Origin of the sequence: Streptosporangium sp. NPDC050855, from assembly GCF_044456585.1 — a bacterium.
GTDB lineage: Bacteria > Actinomycetota > Actinomycetes > Streptosporangiales > Streptosporangiaceae > Streptosporangium > Streptosporangium longisporum.
The window spans coordinates 212014-233220 of the sequence record NZ_JBITFY010000003.1; the positions used below are offsets into that span (position 1 = coordinate 212014).

Consider the following 21207-nt stretch of genomic DNA (forward strand, 5'->3'; position numbering starts at 1 on the left):
GATGATTCCACCCGTCCGAGCGCGTCGTCCGCCGTGCGGGCACGGCGACGTGGGAACGCTCCCACGAAGGAGGCTAGGGATGACACGCCAAATTCGTCAAGGTTTCAGCATCGTTTTCGAGTCTAATAAAGCTGAATAAACCCCCTGTTAGAGCCTTTACGCAGATAAATCCGACTTTTTCGCTTTCCTGATTTTCTGTCATCTTCCCAGTCATTGACACACCGCCCCTGGCCTCCTACGCTCCCCGGTGGGAGCGCTCCCATGCCGTCCTTTCGCGCCCGGCCGAGCGTGGTCCCTGTCACCCGATGCCAGGAGCACACGTGGTCTCCACCGTTTCACCCCGTCATGACCTGCGGCGATCGCCGCTCGCACCGCCCCCGGAGGACCTGGAGCGCCTGCTGCTGATCCGGCACTTCGAGCTGACCCTGCTCAGGCTCTTCGAGACGGGCGAGCTGAGCGGCACCACCCACACGTGCCTGGGGCAGGAGTACATCCCGGTCGCCCTCGCGCCGCTGCTGCGCGAGGAGGACTTCGTGCTGAGCAACCACCGCGGCCACGGTCACTTCCTGGCCAGGTACGACGAGCCGGACGGGCTGCTCGCCGAGATCATGGGCCGCCAGGGCGCGCTCTGCGCCGGGGTGGGCGGCAGCCAGCACGTCTACCATCGGCGTTTCCTGTCCACCGGCGTCCAGGGCGAGAGCGTGCCGGTCGCGGTGGGCGTGGCGCTGAAGCTCGCCGGCACGGGCGCGCTGGCCTGCGTGTACGTCGGCGACGGCACCTGGGGCGAGGGGTCGGTCTACGAGGCGCTCAACATGGCCAGGCTCTGGCGGGTCCCCCTGCTGGTCGTCGTGGAGAACAACGGCATCGCCCAGTCCACGCCGACGTCGACGCAGATGGCCGGGAACGTCGCCGACCGCGCCGCCGCGTTCGACGTCCCGTACCACCGGGTGACCTCCACCGAGGTGGAGGAGATCCGCGCCGGGCTGGCCGCGCCGGTCGAGGCGGTCCGCTCGCGGCCGGGACCGCTGGTCGTCGAGTTCGTCACCCACCGGATCGGCCCGCACAGCAAGGGCGACGACACCAGGAGCCCCGAGGAGATCGCCCTGGCCGCCGGTCACGACTGGTACACCCGCTACGCCCGCGCCTTCCCCGACACCTTCGCCCCGCTGGACGCTCGCGCCCGCGAGCGGGTCGGCCGGATCGCCGCCGAGGTCACGGCCCGCCCCCCGTCGGTGTGGGAGCGCGGGTGAGCAGGGTCTCCGAGCACCTCAACCGCGCCCTGCACGACCTGATGGAGGCCGACTCCCGGGTGCACCTGCTCGGCGAGGACGTCTCCGACCCCTACGGCGGGGCCTTCAAGGTCACCCGGGGGCTGTCCACCCGCTTCGGCCGGCGGGTGCGGTCCACCCCGCTCAGCGAGGGTGCGATCACCGGTGTCGGCGCGGGCCTGGCGCTGGCCGGGGACCGGGCGATCGTCGAGATCATGTTCGCCGACTTCGCCGCGCTCGCCTTCGACCAGCTGGTGAACTTCGCCGCCAAGTCCACCTCCATGTACGGCAGGCCCGTCCCGATCCCGCTGGTGGTGCGCTGCCCGTCGGGCGGCAACCGGGGGTACGGCCCCACCCACAGCCAGAGCCCGCAGAAGCACTTCATCGGCGTCCCGGGGCTGTCGCTGTTCGAGATGACGCCGTTCCACGACGCCGGTGAGCTGTTCGCCGAGATGTTCGCGCAGGAGCGGCCCTGCCTGTTCTTCGAGGACAAGGTCCTCTACACCCGGCGGATGTACACCGGCGGGACCGTGGACGACCTGTTCGGGTACGAGGTGCGCGACGGCGTCGCCCGGGTCTTCGTGGACGGGGTGACCGAGCCCGACTGCGTGCTCGTCACCCACGGCGGCATGACGCACCGGGCGCTGGAGGCGATGCGCGCCCTGCTCCTGGAGGACGACCTGGCCTGCGAGCTGCTGATCCCCGCCCGGCTCTACCCGCTGCCCGAGCTCGCCGGGCTGGAGCGGGCCCGGCACGTGTGCGTGGTCGAGGACGGCTCGGCGGGCGGCACCTGGGGCGCGGAGGTCGCGCGGGTGCTCTACCCCCGGCTCTGGCCGGCCCTGCGCCGCCCCATCGGCCTGGTCAACGCGGCCGACAGCGTCATCCCGGCCGCGCCCCACCTGGAGCGCGAGGTCCTCGTCCAGGCCGGCGACATCCGGAACGCGATCGTGGAGGCCCTGTCGTGACCGAGATCCGGGTGCCCAAGCTCAACAACAACGACGCCACGTACGTGCTGGTGGAGTGGGTGGCCAAGGACGGCCAGGAGGTACGGGCCGGAGAGGTGCTGGCCGAGCTGGAGACCTCCAAGGCGGTCGAGGAGCTGACCGCCGAGCAGGACGGGACGCTGCGGCACCTGCTGGCCGCGGGCGCCGAGTGCGCGCCGGGCCAGGTGATCGCCCTCCTCCCGGCCGACGGGACCGGCCGGGACGCGGACCTCGGGCCGGGTCTCGCGACGGACCTCGGAACGGACCCCGGGACGGGACTGGGGACGGGCCTCGGGACGGACGTGACGGCCGGACGGCCCCCCTCGGGCCCGTCGAGTGAACAGAACGGGCACGCGGCTCCGGTCGCCGACCCGGGCGGACTCGTCATCACCGAGCCGGCCCGGCGGTTCATGGACGAGTCCGGCATCTCCATGGAGCGGGTGCGCGCCCTCGGCAGGAAGGTGATCCGCCGGGCCGACCTGGAACCGCTCCTCCCGTCCCCCTCCGGGACAGGGGAGCCCGGGAAGTCCGGGGAGTCCGGAAAAGCCGGGGAGGCCGGGAAAGCCGGGGAGGCCGGCCTGATCGAGCCGTCCAGGGCCCAGCGCCGGACGGCCGAGGTGGTCGAGCGGTCGCACCGGGAGATCCCGGCCTCGTTCACCGCGATGCGGGTGGACGTGACCGACGCGCTGCCGTTCACCCGCGCCGAGACCAAGCGGCTGCGCGCCCTGATCGGCCTGCCGGAGCTGCTCGTCCAGGCGACCGGGCGGCTGCTGGAGGACTTCCCGGTCTTCTTCGCCACCCCCCTCGACGGCTACCGCGCCCGGCGCGCCACGACGGCGGAGGTGGGCGTGACCGTCGACGTCGGCAACGGCATGTACGTGCCGGTGGTGCGCGACGCCGGACGGCGCCCGCTCGACGAGATCGCCCGCGACCTGACCCGGTTCCGCGCCACCGCGCTGAACGGGTCCTTCAGGGAGCGGGACCTGGTCGGCGGCAACATCATGGTGACCCTGCACACCGACGCCTCGGTGACCATGGCCGTCCCGATCGTCTTCCCCGGCCAGATCTGCGCGCTCTCGCTCACCGCGCCGCGCCCGGAGACGGTGCAGGCCCGCGACGGCTCCTTCGCCGTCCGCCGGGTGATCTCCCTCGGCCTCTCCTACGACCACCGCTACGTCAACGGCCGCGACGCCGCCGAGTTCCTCGGCGCGCTCAGGACGGCCCTGGAGAAGCCGGGCCCTGCGACCGCGTAGGACAGGGGACCACCGCGACGGCCGGGGATGGGACCATGGCATGGTCATGACGAACTCAACGGAAGGCCACGACCGGTGAGGCGGCTACTCACGGTCCTGCTCCTCGCGGTCACCGCGTCCCTCGGCGCGGTCACCCCGGCGCAGGCCCACAACGTGCTGATCGGCAGTGATCCCAAGGACGGGGCCGAGCTGGCGCGGGGCCCCGCGAAGATCACGCTCACCTTCGACCAGCCCGTCCGGCAGGGGTACGCGCGGATCAGCGTGACCGGCCCGGACGGCGCCCGGTGGGAGCACGGCACGACCGCCGTCGACGGCGCGCGGGTCGGCATCGGCGTGAGACCCCTCGGCCCGGCCGGGAAGTACGTGGTCGGCTACCGCATCCTCTCCGCCGACGGCCACCCCGTCTCCAGCGCGATCTCCTTCACCCTGACCGCGCCGGGACCGGGCGCCGCGGGCCCCGCCACCCCCGCCCCCGCGGCCTCCGCCGCCGTGCCGCAGGAACCCGGCCTGGGCGCCCAGGCCGCCGAGGCCGCGCAGAACGGCGGGGCCGGGATGGCCGTGCTGTGGATCGCCGGTTCCATCGTGCTGCTGGGCGGGGCCACCGTGGTGGCGATGCGCCGTACCAGGGAGCAGGAGGGGGCCCGATGACCGTGACCGCCGAGCGGGTCCCGCCGGAGACCGCCGCGACCAGGAGGCTGCTGGCCGGCGGTCTGGTGTCGGGCGCCGTGGCGGCCGTGCTGGCCGCGACGGCGTTCACCGCCCAGGAGGCGGTGCCGGGCATCGCCATCCCCGGGCCGCTGGTGGAGTACGGCCTGCCGGTGCTGCGGGTGCTGCTGGACCTGGCCGCGGTGGCGGTGGTCGGGCTGAGCCTGCTGCCGAGACTCCTCGGGTTCGACGACCCGGAGCGGACCGAGCCGGTGATGCGCCGGGCGCGGCCGCTGGCCGTGACCTTCGCCTGGGCGTGGGCGCTGCTGGCGCTGGCCGTCATCGTGTTCCAGACGGCCGAGCTCAACCCCGGGACGCTGCCCACCCCGGGCATGATCGCCGCGTACGTCGACGGGGTCGGCGCCGGTCAGGGCATGCTCTTCAGCGCCGCCTGCGCCCTGGCGGCGGCCGCGGTCGGGCTGCTGGCCGTCCGCTACGGCGAGAAGGTCCCGGCCGAGCTGCGGATCGTGGTCGCCTTCTTCGGCCTGCTGCCGATCCCGGTGACCGGCCACGCGGTCGACTCGGCCTGGCACGACCCCATCATGATCTCGATGGAGCTGCACGTGATGGGCTCGGCCGCGTGGACCGGCGGGCTGGTCGCGGTCGTCGCCCTGGTCGCCTCGGACCGCGGGCTGCTGGCGCGCGTGCTGCCGGCGTTCTCCCGGCTGGCGACCCTGGCGCTGGTGGTGGTGAGCCTGTCCGGGGTGGTCAACGGCCTGGCCACGATGGCCCTCACCCCGGGGGTGGAGCTGCCCGGGGCGCTGCTGAGCGGCGAGTACGGGCCGCTGCTGGTGGCCAAGGCCGTCTGCGTGGCGCTGCTGATCCCGCTCGCCGCCCGCATCCGCTTCCACCTGATGCCGCACGTCGCCCGGGGACGGGCGACGGCGGTCGTCGGGTGGGCGGCGGCCGAGCTGATCGTGATGGGCGTGGCCTACGGGGTCGCGGTGGCGCTGACCACGGCCTCCCTGGCCTGAGCGTGCAGGACGTGGCGGTCGAACGACCATTCGGCCGCCAGCCAGAGCACCGCGAGCCCGGCGCCGCCGATCAGCATGGTCGTGGGGGGCACCAGCGGTGGTGACATGAACATCGCGTTCTGGAAGCGCAGTGCCTGGTCGAGGAGGAGGACCGCGCCCGCGGAGCCGGCCAGTGCCCTGACCACGGGCATCCTGATCAGGAACGCCAGGTCGACGGCGAGCGCGGCGGCGATCAGGAAGACCGGCACGGCCGAGCGCGGGAAGTCGGCGACGGCCAGCAGGGGCCAGATCAGCGTGCGGAAGGCGACGTAGACGCCGACGACGGCGGTGGCCGAGAACATCCGGCCGATCATCGCGCGGGCGTAGACGGCCACCAGCACCGCGGCCATCGCGGCGTAGAGGGGGTAGAGCGCGTCGGGCACGGGCAGCGTGAAGTGCAGCGCCACCGCCCTGTCGTCCACGGGCAGGCCGATCTGGTCGGCGGCGAACTTGATCAGGATCGGTTCCGCGTCCGGCTCGCCCCGGTCCCACGCGGCCAGGCCGTACACGCCGTACTCCTGGTGCTGTTCGGGGAACCAGACGTTCTCGAAGAGGAACACGAAGAGCCCGCCGAGGACGAGCGTGCGCATCCGTCCGGGGACCGCCCGGACGAACCAGCCCCGGATGACGCCGCAGATCATGAAGAGCGTGCCGATGTAGAGCATCAGGTGGGACGGGCTCCACGAGGTGATGTCGAGCCCGTTGACCCGGTGGTTGATCAGGTCCAGCGGCACGGCCAGCAGGAAGATCCCGGTACCCCAGGCGATCAGGCGCTGCGCGAGCCGGTCGACGCCGTAGCCGGTGTAGATGTGGATGATCGTGAGCGCGAGCGCGATGGCGGTCCCGACGCTGTTGAGCAGGTGCGGCGGGGCCAGGTCGTCGCGGAGCCACTTGAAGTGCCAGGAGACGTCCCAGGAGGCGCCGAGGACCTTGAACGAGAAGGCCACCAGCCATCCGAGGTAGAGGAGCCTGAACAGATCCTCCGGGGTCTGTCTGCCCGCGCTCCCCCGTGTCCAGTACGGCAGGGCCCATTCGATGACGGGGGTCGCTCTTCTTCGTAGGCTCTCTACTGGCTTCACGCGCGAAATGATGCCGCCCCTGCGCCTCGCTCCGCAATCGGGGACAACCCTGAGACATCGGGGCGACCGCGCCTGTTCGCCCACGTCGCCACCCACGTCGCCACCCACGTCGCCGCCCGCGGCGGACGGCCGGCGCGGGCGTCCGGTGCCGCGCCGCCGCGCTGACCGGCGGACTTCCTCCTGAGAACGGTCTCAGGAGAAGTCCGCGGGGGTCAGTAGGCTCACGTCATGAAACGTGGGGGAAGGCGGGCCGTCTGGGTCGCGGCGGTCACGGTGCTGGTGATCGGCGTCGCGGCCTGGCTGGTGTGGCCGTCCGCGCCGCAGGTGCGGGCGTTGAACCAGATGATCACCGTGGTGGACGGGCCGCGCGACGATCAGCGCGTCACGCTGGACACGAGCTTCTTCCCCCCGGCCGGGGGCGGCCGGGCTCCGGTGGTGCTGCTCGCGCACGGCTTCGGCGGCAGCAAGCAGAGCACCAGGCAGTCCGCCGTACGGCTGGCGCAGGACGGGTACGCGGTGCTGACCTGGTCGGCCCGGGGATTCGGGCGCTCGTCCGGGCAGATCGCGCTGAACTCCCCCGACTACGAGGTCAAGGACGTGCGCCAGCTCGTCGACTGGGTCGCCAGGCGTCCCGAGGTGCGGCTGGACGCGGCGGGCGACCCCCGCGTGGGCATCGCGGGCGGCTCCTACGGCGGTGCCATCGCGCTGATGGCCGCCGCCCACGACCCGAGGATCGACGCGATCGTCCCGCAGATCACCTGGTACGACCTGGCCGACGCGTTCTTCCCGAACGCCACCGGCCAGGGCCCCGAGAGCGGGGTGTTCAAGCGCATGTGGGCCGGGCTGTTCTTCAGCCGGGGCGGTTCCGCCGCGGGTCCGGGCGGCCTGGCCGCCCTCGGCGGCGCGAACGCGGGCGCGGGCGCCGACACGGACGACGCCGACGACTCCGACGGCGCCGACGGCGCGGAGGGGCCGCAGGGGGCGAGCGAGCGGGCCGGCGCCGGTGACGCCGCGCGCCCGGGGGCGGTCCGCCCGCCCACCCCGCAGGAGGTCCGGTGCGGCCGGTTCCTGCCGGAGATCTGTGAGATGTACCAGCGGATCGCCGAGAGCGGCCGGGCGACGACCGAGGCGGTGCAGACGCTCCGCAGGTCCAGCCCGGTCTCGGTGACCGGGAGGATCAGGATCCCGACGCTGCTGCTCCAGGGGCGGCGCGACTCGTTGTTCACCCTGGGCCAGGCCGACGCCAACGCCAGGGCCGTCGCCGCCACCGGCGCCTCGGTGGAGGTCGCCTGGTTCGACGGCGGGCACGACGGCGGGAACGGCGAGGCCGACTGGCTGCACGACAGGACGCTCCGCTGGTTCGACCGCCACCTGAAGAGGACCGGCGGGGAGGGTGCGGGCGAGGCCTTCACGGTGACCCGCGACGGCGGGCGCGACCCCGGCACCCGCCGTCCGGTCCAGCTGCACGCCATGGCCGCCACCTATCCGGGGCTGTCGGGCAGCGGCCGGGTCTCGGTGCCGCTCAGCGGCCCCGACCAGCCGGTGGCCAACCCTCCGGGCGGCTCCCCGGCCTCGATCTCCGCGGTCCCCGGCCTCGGGGGCCTCGGTGGTGCCGGTGGACTCGGCGGCGCGGTGAACCTCTCGGCCGACATGGCCGGGCAGAGCGCGGTCTTCGACTCCGCCCCGCTGACCGCCCCGCTCCAGGTCACCGGCAGCTCGACGGTACGGGTCCGGGTGACCTCCCCGTCCGGCTCCCCCGGGGCGGGCGCGGCCGGATCCACCGAGCGGGCGGAGAACACCGCAGACGCCGGGGACGCCGGGAACGGGGCGGACACGACCGGCGGGGCGGGGTCCGAGGTGACGCTGTTCGCCAAGCTGTACGACGTCGCGGGCGCCGCCCAGGCGCCGATCCTGCCCGAAGGGCTGGCCGCCCCGGTGCGGATCACGCTCGGCGCGGACGGCTCCGGCGAGGCCACGGTGGCGCTGCCGGCCATCGACCACGGGTTCGACGTCGGGCACCGGCTGAGGGTCGCGTTCACCACCACCGACCTGGGGTACAGCACCTCCGCGGTCCCTGCCGTCCACACGGTGGGCCTGGCCTCCCCGGCGGTGACCGTGCCCACTCACGCCGCCCTGCGCACTCCCTCCACCGGGCCCGCCTGGTGGATCTGGGCGCTGCCGCTGGTCGCCCTGGTCGCCGCGACGCTCCTGCTGCTGGCCGGGCGCCGCCGCGCCGTCGACGAGCACGACCCGGAGCTGGCCTCGGTGCCGCTGCGGATCAGCGGCCTGACCAAGGCGTACCGAAACGGCGAGCTCGCGGTGAACGACCTGTCGTTCACCGTCGAGCAGGGCCAGGTGCTCGGCCTGCTCGGTCCCAACGGCGCGGGCAAGACCACCACTCTGCGCATGCTGATGGGCCTGATCAGGCCGGACGGCGGCGAGGTGCGGATCTTCGGCCACCGGGTGGTGCCCGGTGCCCCGGTGCTGTCGCGGCTCGGCTCGTTCGTCGAAGGGCCGGGGTTCCTGCCGCACCTGTCCGGCCGCGACAACCTGGAGCTGTACTGGAAGGCCACCGGCAGGCCGGCCGAGGACGCCCGTCTCGCCGAGGCGCTGGAGATCGCCGGGCTCGGCAAGGCGCTGGACCGCGCGGTCCGCACCTACTCCCAGGGCATGCGCCAGCGCCTGGCCATCGCCCAGGCCATGCTGGGCCTGCCCGACCTGCTCGTCCTGGACGAGCCCACCAACGGCCTGGACCCGCCCCAGATCCGGGAGATGCGCGAGGTGCTGATCCGCTACGCCGCGCAGGGCCGTACCGTCATCGTCTCCAGCCACCTGCTCGCCGAGGTGGAGCAGACGTGCAGCCACGTGGTGGTCATGCATCGCGGGCGGCTCGTCACGGCCGGGACGGTGAGCGAGCTGCTGAGCAGCCGCGCGCCGGTCAACGGTTCGGGCACCCGCCTGGAGGACGTCTTCCTGGACCTGATCGGAGAGAAGGCATGAGCGACGTCTCCCCCGCACCCGTCCCGTCCGGCACCCCGTCCGGCACCCCGGTGGGCACCCCGGTGGGCACCGCGCCCGCCGCCGTGCCCGCTCCCGCCTCGTCCGGCGCGGCGCGCGGGTACGCGCCGGGGCGGACGCTGCCGCTCGGCGTGGAGATCGTCCGCCAGCTCAAGCGGCGCCGCACGCTGGTGATGTTCGGCCTGCTGCTCGCGCTGCCGTGGATCCTGGTGATCGCGTTCACGTTCGGCGCCGGGTCCGGCCAGCCCAGCGCCACGCTGCGCATCTCCGACCTGGCCACCGAGGGCGGGCTCAACTTCGCGGCGTTCGCCCTGTCGGTGTCGGCGACCTTCCTGCTGGTGGTCGCGGTGGCGCTGTTCTGCGGCGACACCGTGGCCGTCGAGGCGAGCTGGTCGTCGCTGCGCTACCTGCTGGCCGCCCCGATCCCGCGCGACCGGCTGCTGCGCCAGAAGCTGATCGTCGCGCTGGGCTACTCGGCGGCGGCGGTGATCTGCGTGCCGGCCATGGCGCTGCTGGCCGGGACCCTGGCCTTCGGCTGGAACGACGTCCGGGTGCCCGGGACCGGCGAGACGATCGCCGCCCTGGACATGCTCCCCCGGTTCGGGGTGGTGGTGGCCTACGCCATGGTCAGCCAGCTCGTGGTCGCCTCCCTGGCCTTCCTGCTCTCGGTCGGCACCGACGCCCCGCTGGGCGCGGTCGGCGGGGCGGTCGGCCTGGTGATCGTCAGCAACATCCTGCAGGCGGTCGAGGAGCTCGGCGTGCTGCGGGAGTTCCTGCCGACGTTCTGGAACACCGCGTGGCTGGACGCCCTGGCCCCGCAGCCCCAGTACGACGGCATGCTCAAGGGGGTCGCCGTGTCGGTCACCTACTCGGTCATCCTGATCGCCTTCGCCTTCCGCCGCTTCCGCGCCAAGGACGTGGTCTCCTAGCGGTCCCCCGTCAGGCCGGCCAGTTGCGCAGGGCGGCCTCGGCCACCGCCTGGAGCTCGTCGCGGCCGACACCGCTCGCGGCCTGCACGGCGATGTCGAACGCCAGGGTGGTGACGTGGCGGGCCAGCAGCCCCGGATCGGTCCCCGGGGGCAGGTCGCCCTCGTCGGCGGCCCGCCGGAACCGCTCCCGTATGCGGGAGTGGCCGTCGTTACGCCAGCCGACGAGCAGGTCGCGGACCTCGCGACCGGAGTCACCGGCCGCCAGGGCGCCCTGGACGCCCATGCATCCGCGGGGATGGGCCGGGCGGGTGGTGGTCCGGACGGTGCCGGCCAGGATCGCGGTGGCGACGCCGAGGGCGGTCGGCTCCTCCAGGGCCTGGGCCAGGTACGCGCTCGGGCCTTCGGTGTAGCGCTCCAGGGCCTTGCGGAACAGCTCCTCCTTGTTGCCGAAGGCCGCGTACATGCTGGTGGTGGAGATGCCCATCGCCTTCGTCAGGCCGGCCAGGCCGGCCCTCTCGTAGCCACGCTCCCAGAAGACCAGCAGGGCGCGCTCCAGGGTCTCGTCGGCGTCGAATCCTCGCGGCCGGCCGACGGGGCCGCTCTTTCTCGTCTCCACCACCCGGCACCACGGCCGCGTTCCCGCGGGCCGTTCTCCCCGACAGCACCAGCGCAAGAAGATGGATAAGTAACGCAGAGATGTAGCAACGTTACGAAATTATTTCACAGATCTCTTGTGGAACGGTCGAGGCGAGTTCTACTGTCACCTCACCCTCATGGCGTCACGCCCCCCCGAGCGCCCTCAGGTGTACCGCCCCCCGAGAGAAACGAGCGTCCGATGTCGCGCAGCATCACAGGAGCCATGGCGAGGTGGTCCGGCAGGTCGGCGCGGAGAGCGGCGGTGGCGGTCACGACGCTGACCGTCACCGTCGCCGGGCTCGGCGTCGCGCCCGCGGGGCCCGCCCTCGCCGACCGGGTCGCGGACGGCACGGGCGGCACGGGCGGCACGACCCGCGCCGCCGCCCCCGTCGTCACGCGCGCCGCCTTGGACCCGGCGCTCGTCGCGGGCCGGGGCGCCGACGTCCGCTTCGCCGAGCAGGAGGCCGAGAACGCCGTCACGAACGGCACCGTCATCGGCCCGGACCGGACCGCGTACACCCTGCCCTCGGAGGCGTCCGGGCGCAGGGCGGTCAGGCTGACGCCGGGACAGCACGTGGAGTTCACGCTGCCGGCCGCGGCCAACGCGATCACGGTGCGCTACAGCATCCCGGACGCGCCGGGCGGCGGCGGCATCACCGCGCCGCTCGACGTCACGGTCAACGGCGGCGGCAAAAGGGCGATGACCCTCACCTCCGAGTACGCCTGGCTGTACAACCAGTATCCGTTCACGAACGACCCGGACGCCGACCTGCTCCACCCCGACTGGTGGATCACCGAGTGCGGCTGCGTGCCGTCGGCCACGACACCGGCCCCGGTCATCACCAAGCCGTTCCGCCCGACCCACTTCTACGACGAGCAGCGCCTGCTGCTCGGCCGCGCCTACCGCGCGGGCGACCGGGTGCGGCTGACCGTCCCGGCCGGGAGCAGGGCCGCGTGGACGGTCGTGGACCTGCTCGACTCCGAGCTCGTCGGCGCGCCGCGCGTCCGGCTCGTCGCGGCGAACGTGCTGGCGTTCGGGGCCGACCCGTTCGGCCGGCGCGACTCCGCCGGCGCGTTCGACAAGGCGATCGCCTTCGCCAAGCGCAAGAACCTCAAGGTGTACGTCCCCCCGGGCGTCTACCGGGTGAACCGCCACATCATCGTCGACGACGTGACGATCGAGGGCGCCGGGAGCTGGTACACGATCATCAAGGGCGAGCAGGTCACGCTCCCCTCCCCGGCCCCCGACGGCTCGGTGCACACCGGCGTCGGCTTCTACGGCAAGAACGCCGCCGACGGCGGCAGCAGGAACGTCCACCTGTCCGGCTTCGCGATCGAGGGCGACGTCCGCGAGCGCATCGACACCGACCAGGTGAACGGGATCGGCGGGGCGCTGAGCGACTCGACCGTCGACGGCCTGCACATCCGGCACACCAAGGTCGGCATGTGGTTCGACGGGCCGATGACGAACCTGAGGATCACGAACAACGTGATCGTCGACCAGATCGCCGACGCCCTCAACTTCCACGGCGGCGTCACGAACTCGGTCGTGTCGAACAACGTCATCCGCAACACCGGTGACGACGGCCTGGCCATGTGGTCGGAGAAGATCGCCAACACCGGCAACACGTTCGACCGCAACACCGTGCAGACGCCGACCCTCGCCAACGGCATCGCCGTCTACGGCGGCACCGACAACACCGTCTCGAACAACCTGGTGGCCGACCCGGTCCGCGAGGGCAGCGCGCTGCACGTCGGGTCCCGCTTCGGCGCCGAGGCGTTCGCCGGGAAGCTGTCGATCAGGGACAACACCACGGTCCGGTCCGGCACGTTCGAGCTGAACTGGAAGATCGGCCTGGGGGCCATCTGGTTCTACGCCCTCGACAGGAGCATCGACGCGGACGTCCGGGTGACCGGGAACCACTTCCTGGACAACACCTACAACGCGATCATGCTGGTCAGCGACTGGGGCGTGAAGGACCTGTACTCGATCACGAACGTCCACTTCAAGGACACCAGGGTGGACGGTACGGGCACCTCGGTGGTCAGCGCCCGGGTGAAGGGGTCGGCCACCTTCGAGAACGTGGACGCCCGCAACGTCGGCGCGGTCGGCGTCAACAACTGCGGGGCGTTCGGCTTCCCGCCCACCGGCTCGGAGTTCTCGCTGACCGACCTCGGCGGCAACGACGGGGGTGGCGCGACCGGGCCCTGGCTCGCCCCCTGGCTGCTGCCGAACACCATCACCTGCGACGACCGCCCGCCGGTGGTGGCGCCGCCGGCGCCGTCCCCGTGGTGATCGGCCGTCCCGGGTCGTCCCGGGCCTGATCCGTCCCCGGAGTCGTCTCCGGCCGGTGCCCGCGCGGGAACGGATCCCGCGCGGGCACCGGCAGGGGCGGGCCCGTCACCAGTGGGGCGGGCGGTCCTCGATCAGGCGGGCGTCGTCGTCGGCCTCGCGCCACTCGCTCCAGCCGAGGTCGGTGTCGTCGACGGTCTGGTCGGGCAGGATCGGCAGGCCGTCGTCGGCGAGGTCGACGGGCCGCAGGTCATCGGGTTCAGGCACTGTCACAGGCCCCATGCTAGCCACCCGGGCGGGCGCCGTTCCCTCCGCAGGGCGAAACTCCGCGCCCTCCGCTCCGCCGTCCGATCCTCTGCCCGAGGGGTCCCCTCTCGCGGCGGGATGCCCCGGAACGCCCCTCCGGGCCCGGTGACGCCGGGGACAGCCGGGAAACCAGGCGGTACGATGCGGGAGCAGGTTTCAGCTACCCCCGTGAGGCGCCATGACAACGCCAGCAGGATGGCGGCGAGACGGCAATCTCCCCAACGAGCTGACCAGCTTCGTGGGGCGTACCAGGTTGCTCACCACACTCCGGCAGCGGCTGGGCGAGCACCGCCTGGTCACCGTGACCGGCATCGGGGGCGTCGGCAAGTCCCGCACCGCCCTGCGGATCGCGCACGAGATGCGGACCCGTTTCAAGGACGGCGTCTGGTTCGCCGACCTGGCCCGCCTGCAGGACTCCGGCATGGTCCGCCACACGATCACCTCGGCCCTCGGCATCGCCGACCAGTCCGCCCGCTCGGCCGACGAGACGCTGATCGAGTGGCTGGGCGACCGCGAGCTCCTGCTGATCATCGACACCTGCGAGCACCTGGTCGACGCGTGCGCCGCGCTCTTCGAGGACCTGCTCGCCGGCGCCCCGGGGCTGACCATCCTGGCGACCAGCCGCCAGTCGCTCAACGCCAGGGGCGAGCACACGGTCTCCATCCCGCCGCTGGCCGTCCCCGGCGACTCCCCCGGCGAGGACGTCTTCACCAACGAGGCGGTGCAGCTGTTCGTCGCGCGGGCGAGCGCGGTGGTGCCCACCTTCATGCTGGACGAGAACAACGTCGGGCCGGTGGCCGAGCTCTGCCGCCGTCTCGACGGCATCCCGCTCGCCATCGAGCTGGCCGCGGTCCGGATGCGCGCGCTGTCGGTGGAGCAGATCCTCGGCCTGCTGGCCGACCGGTTCAGCCTGCTCGCGGGCGCCAGCCGCACGGCGCTGCCCAGGCACCAGACGCTGCGGGCCGCGATCGGGTGGAGCCACGAGCTGTGCGAGCCCGCCGAGCGGCTGCTGTGGGCGCGGCTGTCGGTCTTCGCCGGGGACTTCGAGCTCGACGCCGCCCGCTACGTCTGCTCCGGGGACAACCTCCCCTCCGAGGACATCATGGATCTCATCTCCAGCCTGGTGGAGAAGTCGATCCTGCTCAGCGACGGCACGCCGTCCGGGCACCGCTACCGGCTGATCGACACCCTGCGCCAGTACGGCGAGGAGTGGCTGGACAAGCTCGGCGAGAGCGCCACGATCAGGACCAGGCACCGCGACTACTACCTGCAGCTGGCCAAGCGGAGCGAGGAGGCGTGGTCGGGCGCCCGCCAGGTCTACTGGTACGTCAGGATGCGCCACGAGCACGACAACATCCGCGTCGCGCTCGACCACTGCCTGCGCACCCCCGGCGAGGTGCAGGCCGGGCTCAAGCTGCTGTCCTCGCTGTGGTTCATGTGGGTGGCCTGCGGCCTGGCCCGCGAGGGGCGGCTGTACCTGGAGAAGACCCTGGAGCTGGCGACCGAGCCGACCCCCGACCGGTGCAAGGCCCTGTGGGTGCTGTCCTACATCCACAGCGCGCAGGGCAACATCGGCGGCGCCATCGAGGCGGCGGAGCAGTGCAGTTCCGACGCGGTCAGGGTGGGCGACTCCGGCGCGGTCATCCTGGCCACCAAGATGCTCGGCACGGCCGCGTTCCTGCAGAACGACCTGCAGAAGGCGAGCGCGCTGCTGGGGGTGGCGATCGAGTTCCACAAGAGCGGGCGTGAGCTCAACCCGGGCCTGCTGCCCTCGATCGTCGAGCTGTCCATGGTGCTGCTCATCCAGAACGAGCCCGCCGAGGCCGAGGTGCTGCTGCGCGACTGCATCGCGGTCTGCACCCAGCGCGGCGAGCTGTGGCTGCGCTCGTACGCCATCTACGCGCTCGCCAGCGTGTACCAGGCGATGGGCCGGTCGGCCGAGGCCATGTCGAACGCCCGCGAGGCGCTCCGCCTCAAGCGCTACTTCCACGACGTGCTCGGCATCGGCCTGGCGATCGAGGTGGTGGCCAAGCAGGCGCTGGAGGAGGGCCAGCCCGAGCTCGCCTCCCGGCTGATGGGCGGCGGCCAGGCCAACTGGCGGACCTTCGGGATGCCGCAGATGAGCTCGCCGTTCTTCAACGTCGAGCACGAGCGCTGCGTCAAGGAGTGCAAGCGCCTCCTCGGCGACGAGGCCCAGGAGGAGGCCTTCGCCCAGGGCAAGAAGCTGAACCTGGAGGAGCTGATCATCCTCGCTCTCGGCGACCACGAGGACGACCGGCCGCTGTAGGGCCCGGCCGCCGGTGTCCCGGAGCGGGTCCACCGGCGGCGGGTCAGCCGGCCCCGGGCCGGTCGGCGGGGGTCTCCGCCCGTTCCCAGGCGGTCGTGTAGCGGGAGCTGGTGAGCGAGTAGTCGACGCTGCCGCTGACCCAGAACTCCAGGCCGCGCACGTACGCGAGCACCGCCTCGGAACCGAGCGCCTCCAGGGAGGGGCGCAGCTCCACCATCTCGGCGATGGCCCGGTTGCGCATGGCGCCGATCGCCTCCATGGCGTGCTGCCGGGAGTGGCCCCGGTGCGTGGCCAGCACGTTCACCAGGTTGTTGCGGGCGTTGGCGCCGTCGCTCTCCTTGGCGTACGAGATGAGGTCGTTGTCCCAGACGACGACGTCGTTGGCGTTGTCGGTGATCGCCTTGACCGCGGGGTGGCGCCACTCGTCCGGGGAGAGGCGACGGCCGCTGGCGACGTCGATGAGGGCGAAGACGGTGAGCATGGCGCCGGTGCGCCGCCGCATGAACAGGTAGTCGCCCGGCGGGGGCACCACGTCGGCCTCGCGGTTGGCGGCCTCCCACACCTGGGCGAAGAGGTAGTCCTTGGTGACGGCCCTCCAGCGGTCGAGCTGGTCGGGGTCGCCGTACCTGGCGATCCTGGTCTTGATCTCCAGCAGCGCCCTGGCGAAGGCGTCCTCGACCTCGGCGTCCTCGTCCAGGTCGTCGAGGACGGCGAGGAAGCGGGGAAGGAGGCGGCTCATCTCGGCCGCGCCGCGGTTCTCCTCGCAGAAGGCGTCGTCGAAGGCGAACAGCCACACGCACCAGTCGGTCACCAGGCGGAGCGTGTGGTGTTCGGCGTAGGGATACGTACGCGCTCCGAGCCAGCCGTATTTCGCCTGCCGGTAGCGCTCGACGGTCTCGCTGTCACGCACCAGGCCCGTCTCCACGAGCCAGTCGAGGGTCTCGGTGTTGACCCTCTCGACGTGCGGGTTCACCTCGCTGGGGAAGGGACAGGGAAGGGGAGGAATGCGAAGAGGTAGGCTGGACCTACGCGTAGTAGTAGTTCCCACTCCCCCAGAATGGCCGAACAAGGGCTGATTTCCTATAGGTCACCGATCAGGTGGATATCCGATTCACCCATATAGCGACCGCCCTATTCTGGGAATACGTGCCGACCGGACGTCCGGGTCGCGCCCGTCGCGGAGGCGGACCGAGGCGGACCGAGGCGGTCGGGGCAGGCCGGAGGGGTCCGGAGGCGGCCCTGAGGCGGGACGGGCCGGAACGCGCCCCGGCCCGTCCGGTCCCCGCGGAGCGGACGGACGGTCGCGGACCCCTTACGCCCGGGTCAGGCTGCGTGCGATCCATTGTGCCCCGGTAGGGTTCCCAGTGATCGACGAAGGCTCGCGGAATTCGGCGGACCCCCGGCGGGTTGAGCTGAAGAGAAGACCGACGAAAGGCTGGAAACGGTGTCCGACCCGACGGATCTCTACCGGCTCAGCGGTGACGTCCCTGAGCTGACCGATCCGGTGCTGCTCTACCACTTCGACGGGTTCGTGGACGCTGGTGGTGCCGGACGGCTCGCCATCGCCCACCTGCTCGACGAGCTGGAGCACCGGGTCGTGGCGACGTTCGACGTGGACCGCCTGCTGGACTACCGCTCCCGGCGTCCCGTGATGACCTTCGACACCGACCGCTGGGTGGCCGTGGAGAGCCCCGAGCTCGTGGTGCACCTGCTCCACGACACCACGAGCACGCCGTTCCTGGTGCTCACCGGCCCCGAGCCGGACCGCGAGTGGGAGCTGTTCGCCGCCGCGATGGAGACGCTGGCCGCCCGGCTGGGCGTCGGCAGGCTGGTGACCACCCACGGCATCCCGATGGCCGTCCCGCACACCCGCCCGCTGGGCGTCACCGGCCACGCCAGCCGTCCCGAGCTCGTCGCCGGCCAGACCAGCGCCTTCGGCAGGGTCCAGGTGCCGGGCAGCGCGGCCGCGCTGGTGGAGTTCAGGCTCGGCGCCAAGGGCTACGACGCCCTCGGGTACGCCGTGCACGTCCCGCACTACCTGGCCCAGGCCGAGTACCCCACGGCCGCGCTGGCCGCCCTGGACGCGGTGACCAGGGGGACCGGCCTGGTGTTCCCGCTGGAGGGGCTGCGCGAGGCCGCGGAGAAGACCGACGCCGAGATCGCCGAGCAGATCCAGGCCTCCCAGGAGCTGTCCACCGCGATCACCGGCCTCGAGCAGCAGTACGACGCGTTCGCCGCCGGTGCCGAGCGGGAGAGCCTGATGGCCGAGAGCTCGGAGATGCCCACCGGGGAGGAGCTCGCCGCCCAGTTCGAGGCGTTCCTGGCCGAACGCGACGAGCAGCGTGGTGACTGACCTTCGGGTCGCCCTGATCGGGTACGGGGTGGCCGGGGCGTTCTTCCACGCCCCGCTGATCTCCGCCACCCCCGGCCTGCGGCTCTCCGCGGTGGTCACCCGTGACCCCGCGCGGGCCGCCGAGGTGACCGCGAGGTACGGCGCCCGGGCGGTCGCGGACGCCGGCGCGCTCTGGGACGCGTCCGACGACGCCGCAGCCGACGCCGTCGATCTGGTCGTGATCGCCTCCCCCAACCGCACGCACGTCCCGCTGGCACGGGCCGCGCTCGGCGCGGGCCTGCCGGTCGTGGTGGACAAGCCGCTGGCCGCGACCGCCGGTCAGGCCCGCGACCTGGCGGTGCTGGCGCGGGAGCGCGGCCTGATGCTGACGGTCTTCCAGAACCGGCGCTGGGACGGTGACTTCCTGACGCTCGGACGGCTGGTCCGGGCGGGCGAGCTGGGCGAGGTGACCCGGCTGGAGTCGCGCTTCGAGCGGTGGCGGCCCGTGCCCAAGGGCGGCTGGCGCGAGACCGGCGGCGCCGAGGAGATCCCCGGGCTGCTCTACGATCTCGGCAGCCACCTGGTCGACCAGGCCCTGTGCCTGCTCGGCCCGGTCGTCGACGTCTACGCCGAGTGCGACGTCCGGCGGGACGGCGTGAGCGCCGACGACGACACGTTCGTCGCCCTGTCCCACGAGGGCGGGGCCCGCTCCCACCTGTGGGCCGGAGCGCTGGTGCCGCGGCTCGGCCCCCGCTTCCGGGTGCTGGGGACCCGCGCGGGCTACCTGAAGTACGGCCTGGACGTGCAGGAGGAGCAGCTGCGGGCCGGGCTGACCCCGGCCTCGCCGGGCTTCGGCGAGGAGCCCGAGGAGCGCTGGGGCACCCTCGGCGCCGGTGACGACGGCCGTGCCGTGCCCACCGAGCCGGGCGGCTACGCCGGTTTCTACCCGGCCGTGCTGGCCTGCCTGCGCGACGGCGCCCCGCCGCCGGTCGAGCCGGAGGAGGTCGTCCGGGCCCTGGCCGTCCTGGAGGCCGCCCGGCTCTCGGCCGCCGAACGCCGGGTCGTCACCCTGTGAGACCGGCCGCCACACGTCCGCTGCGGCCGGAGACCCGGTGCCCCGGGGCCTTGCGGGCCCTCCCGGAACCGGCCGCCGCCTGACGACGGCCGGCCGCGTGAAGGCCCTCGGGGGTCAGTCGCGCAGGCGGGCGCGCAGCAGCCGGGAGTCGGACTCGGTCCAGCCCTGCGAGGCGAGCCAGCTCAACGGCCCCCCGAAGCGCTCGTCCATCACGCGCAGGAACTGCTCCATGTACTCGGCCCTGGGCCGGTGGTCGTCGGCCGGCCGGGTGTCGAGGTCGGCGCGGTAGGTCTCGCTGGCGCGCAGCCGGACGAGGATGTCCTCCAGGCGGTCGCCCGTGGCGACGTAGTCCTCGACGATCGCCTCCCGGGTGGCCCCGGCGACCTCCAGCGCCAGGGCGCTGAGCACGCCGGTGCGGTCCTTGCCCGCGGCGCAGTGCACGATCACGGCGCCGTCGTCGCGGGCCATGGCCCGCAGCGCCGCCAGCACCGAGTCGGGACGGTCGCGGACGTAGCCGTAGTAGTAGCCGGTCACCCGCAGCTCGGCCGTGCGCTCGTCGTCCCGCTCGGTCCAGGGCAGCACCTTGTCGGCCTCGATGGTGTCGGCCTCGACGTCGGTGTACCGGCCGCCCTCGGCGAAGAGCGTGAGGTGGTGGATGCTCACCTCGGGCACGGCGGTGAGCGGCCCCGGGCCCTCCAGGCGCACCTCCGGCCCGGAGCGCAGGTCGACGACGTGGCGGAGCTCGCGCTCGCCGACGAGCACGCGCACGTCCCGCTCGGTCAGTCCCTGGAGGTTGTCGGCCCGGTAGATCCGGCCGAAGCGTGTGGTGCCACCGTCCACGGTGGCGAGCCCACCCAGGTCACGGACGTTGACGGCACCTTCGAGTTCGATCCAACGCGTGAAGTCTCTCATCGCTCCCGAGTTTATACGCCGCTTTACGTACGGGCCGTTAACAGGAGGCGGTTGCTTCCGTAATTACCGTCATATTTGAACGTTGCCGACAAATGCGTCTTAACTCATATGAGGCCCGAGGACGGGGCCGGCCGTGCTTCGCCGCGAGGAGGTCGCGTGAGCCCGAGGAGACGTCCCCCTCACCTTCTGATCGATCCCTCCCTGCCGCCCGCCGTCGCGTCGGTGCTGCGCGCCGACCCGCAGGCGCTGCGCGCGGCCCGGAGGGGGCAGGCTCCCCCGCCCAAGCTGCCCAGCGCCTCCAGGGTGTGCGCGACCCTGCTGTTCCTGCTGTTCCTGATGGGGCTGAGCCTCACCGCGGGCCTCGTGGTCGTCAGCGTCGTGATCTTCCTGTCCTCGATGTCCCGGCTGAGCGGCGACGTCAGGGGCCACCGGGCGTGGCGCCGCTTCCGCACGGCCGTGCGCCACCGCGACCGGTTCATCCTGCCCGAGGAGCTCGACACCGACTGCGGCGACCTGCTCCGCCGCACGCAGGACGCCACCGAGACGGTGCTCGACTCCGAGGTCAACCGGGCGAACCTGCTCGACACGATCGACAACGCGGTGACGCTGCCCGATCAGACCTGGCAGATCGCCTCGAAGCTGAAGCGGCTCTCGGAGTTGAAAGCCGACCACCGGCGGCTGGTGCCCGATCCGCTCCCGCCCGAGATCGCCGGGGCCTTCGCCCCCTACGCCGCGGCCCTGGAGACCGCCGAGCGCTCGCTGGACGCGCGGATCCGCGTGCTGGAGGAGTACGCCGGGCAGGTCCGCAGGGCCGACGACGTCTACCGCGCCCACCGGCGGCTCCAGGAGCTCGCCGAGCAGGCCCCGCGCTACGAGGCGCTGGTCGCCGAGACCACCGAGGACGCGCTCGCCGCCCCCGGGCTCGGCCGGCTGACCGAGCAGGCGCGGCAGGTGGAGAGGCTCTTCCAGGAGAGCATCGACGAGGCCCGCCTGACCGCCCGCCACCTGCTGCCGGCCGCCGGTCCCTGACCCCGCGCGGCACCCCCGAGCGGCACCCCGCGCGGCATCCCGCCCGGCACCCCCGCGCGGCATCCCGCCCGGCACCCCCGCGCGGCTTC

At 72.8% G+C, this 21207-nt stretch carries 17 protein-coding genes; 12 read left to right on the forward strand and 5 right to left on the reverse strand.

Going from position 1 to position 21207, the window contains the following annotated elements; translation table 11 throughout:
* Positions 1-320: 320 nt before the first annotated feature.
* From ACIBCT_RS08985 to ACIBCT_RS09005, 5 genes are all read left to right on the forward strand, one after another.
* A complete protein-coding gene (locus ACIBCT_RS08985; RefSeq protein ID WP_399186839.1) occupies positions 321-1250 on the forward strand; it encodes a thiamine pyrophosphate-dependent dehydrogenase E1 component subunit alpha in 930 nt (309 codons plus the stop codon).
* Positions 1247-2233: an alpha-ketoacid dehydrogenase subunit beta gene (locus ACIBCT_RS08990; protein ID WP_399186840.1), complete on the forward strand. Its 987-nt coding sequence runs from the start codon at positions 1247-1249 to the stop codon at positions 2231-2233. The genes ACIBCT_RS08985 and ACIBCT_RS08990 overlap by 4 nt, the downstream gene beginning before the upstream one ends.
* Positions 2230-3504: a 2-oxo acid dehydrogenase subunit E2 gene (locus ACIBCT_RS08995; protein WP_399186841.1), complete on the forward strand. Its 1275-nt coding sequence runs from the start codon at positions 2230-2232 to the stop codon at positions 3502-3504. The genes ACIBCT_RS08990 and ACIBCT_RS08995 overlap by 4 nt, the downstream gene beginning before the upstream one ends.
* A 75-nt stretch (positions 3505-3579) precedes the next feature.
* Positions 3580-4152 (forward strand): copper resistance protein CopC, encoded by a 573-nt coding sequence (locus tag ACIBCT_RS09000; protein ID WP_399186842.1) that lies wholly within the window; start codon positions 3580-3582, stop codon positions 4150-4152.
* Positions 4149-5183 carry a copper resistance D family protein gene (locus ACIBCT_RS09005; RefSeq protein ID WP_399186844.1) on the forward strand — a complete coding sequence of 345 codons (1035 nt, stop codon included), beginning with the start codon at positions 4149-4151 and terminating at the stop codon, positions 5181-5183. Before ACIBCT_RS09000 ends, ACIBCT_RS09005 begins: the two co-directional genes overlap by 4 nt.
* Here the strand turns inward: ACIBCT_RS09005 and ACIBCT_RS09010 are convergent.
* The gene (locus tag ACIBCT_RS09010) at positions 5141-6301 is read right to left on the reverse strand and encodes a hypothetical protein (RefSeq protein ID WP_399186845.1); all 1161 of its coding nucleotides are present in this window, start codon (positions 6299-6301) and stop codon (positions 5141-5143) included. The genes ACIBCT_RS09005 and ACIBCT_RS09010 overlap by 43 nt on opposite strands.
* A gap of 228 nt (positions 6302-6529) precedes the next feature.
* Between ACIBCT_RS09010 and ACIBCT_RS09015 the strand changes: the two genes are divergently transcribed.
* Entirely contained in the window at positions 6530-9301 is a 2772-nt protein-coding gene (locus tag ACIBCT_RS09015) for an alpha/beta fold hydrolase (RefSeq protein ID WP_399186846.1), read from the forward strand.
* Positions 9298-10248 carry an ABC transporter permease gene (locus ACIBCT_RS09020; protein ID WP_399186847.1) on the forward strand — a complete coding sequence of 317 codons (951 nt, stop codon included), beginning with the start codon at positions 9298-9300 and terminating at the stop codon, positions 10246-10248. The genes ACIBCT_RS09015 and ACIBCT_RS09020 overlap by 4 nt, the downstream gene beginning before the upstream one ends.
* 10 nt (positions 10249-10258) lie before the next feature.
* Here ACIBCT_RS09020 and ACIBCT_RS09025 read toward each other — a convergent pair whose 3' ends face one another.
* Entirely contained in the window at positions 10259-10864 is a 606-nt protein-coding gene (locus ACIBCT_RS09025; RefSeq protein ID WP_399186848.1) for a TetR/AcrR family transcriptional regulator, read from the reverse strand.
* Positions 10865-11107: 243 nt separating this feature from the next.
* Here ACIBCT_RS09025 and ACIBCT_RS09030 point away from each other — a divergent pair, with 243 nt between their 5' ends.
* Positions 11108-13180, forward strand: coding sequence for a glycosyl hydrolase family 28-related protein (locus ACIBCT_RS09030; RefSeq protein ID WP_399186849.1), 2073 nt, complete (start codon positions 11108-11110; stop codon positions 13178-13180).
* Positions 13181-13285: 105 nt separating this feature from the next.
* Here ACIBCT_RS09030 and ACIBCT_RS09035 read toward each other — a convergent pair whose 3' ends face one another.
* Positions 13286-13450 carry a hypothetical protein gene (locus ACIBCT_RS09035; protein ID WP_344901816.1) on the reverse strand — a complete coding sequence of 55 codons (165 nt, stop codon included), beginning with the start codon at positions 13448-13450 and terminating at the stop codon, positions 13286-13288.
* A gap of 211 nt (positions 13451-13661) precedes the next feature.
* Here ACIBCT_RS09035 and ACIBCT_RS09040 point away from each other — a divergent pair, with 211 nt between their 5' ends.
* Positions 13662-15770: an ATP-binding protein gene (locus tag ACIBCT_RS09040; RefSeq protein WP_399186850.1), complete on the forward strand. Its 2109-nt coding sequence runs from the start codon at positions 13662-13664 to the stop codon at positions 15768-15770.
* A 43-nt stretch (positions 15771-15813) separates the two neighbouring features.
* On the opposite strand, the gene ACIBCT_RS09045 is transcribed toward ACIBCT_RS09040, so the two are convergent.
* Positions 15814-16743, reverse strand: coding sequence for a 4-epi-cubebol synthase (locus ACIBCT_RS09045; RefSeq protein WP_344901715.1), 930 nt, complete (start codon positions 16741-16743; stop codon positions 15814-15816).
* A 471-nt stretch (positions 16744-17214) separates the two neighbouring features.
* Between ACIBCT_RS09045 and ACIBCT_RS09050 the strand changes: the two genes are divergently transcribed.
* Both ACIBCT_RS09050 and ACIBCT_RS09055 read left to right on the forward strand, forming a co-directional pair.
* The gene (locus ACIBCT_RS09050) at positions 17215-18123 is read left to right on the forward strand and encodes a proteasome assembly chaperone family protein (protein WP_399186851.1); all 909 of its coding nucleotides are present in this window, start codon (positions 17215-17217) and stop codon (positions 18121-18123) included.
* Positions 18116-19177 carry a Gfo/Idh/MocA family oxidoreductase gene (locus tag ACIBCT_RS09055; RefSeq protein WP_399186852.1) on the forward strand — a complete coding sequence of 354 codons (1062 nt, stop codon included), beginning with the start codon at positions 18116-18118 and terminating at the stop codon, positions 19175-19177. Before ACIBCT_RS09050 ends, ACIBCT_RS09055 begins: the two co-directional genes overlap by 8 nt.
* A gap of 114 nt (positions 19178-19291) precedes the next feature.
* On the opposite strand, the gene ACIBCT_RS09060 is transcribed toward ACIBCT_RS09055, so the two are convergent.
* Complete coding sequence (locus ACIBCT_RS09060) at positions 19292-20089, reverse strand: tyrosine-protein phosphatase (RefSeq protein ID WP_399186853.1); 798 nt, start codon at positions 20087-20089, stop codon at positions 19292-19294.
* Positions 20090-20245: 156 nt separating this feature from the next.
* On the opposite strand from ACIBCT_RS09060, the gene ACIBCT_RS09065 reads away from it, so the two are divergent.
* On the forward strand, positions 20246-21118 hold the full coding sequence (locus ACIBCT_RS09065) for a hypothetical protein (protein WP_399186854.1): 873 nt from the start codon (positions 20246-20248) through the stop codon (positions 21116-21118).
* Positions 21119-21207 lie beyond the last annotated feature (89 nt).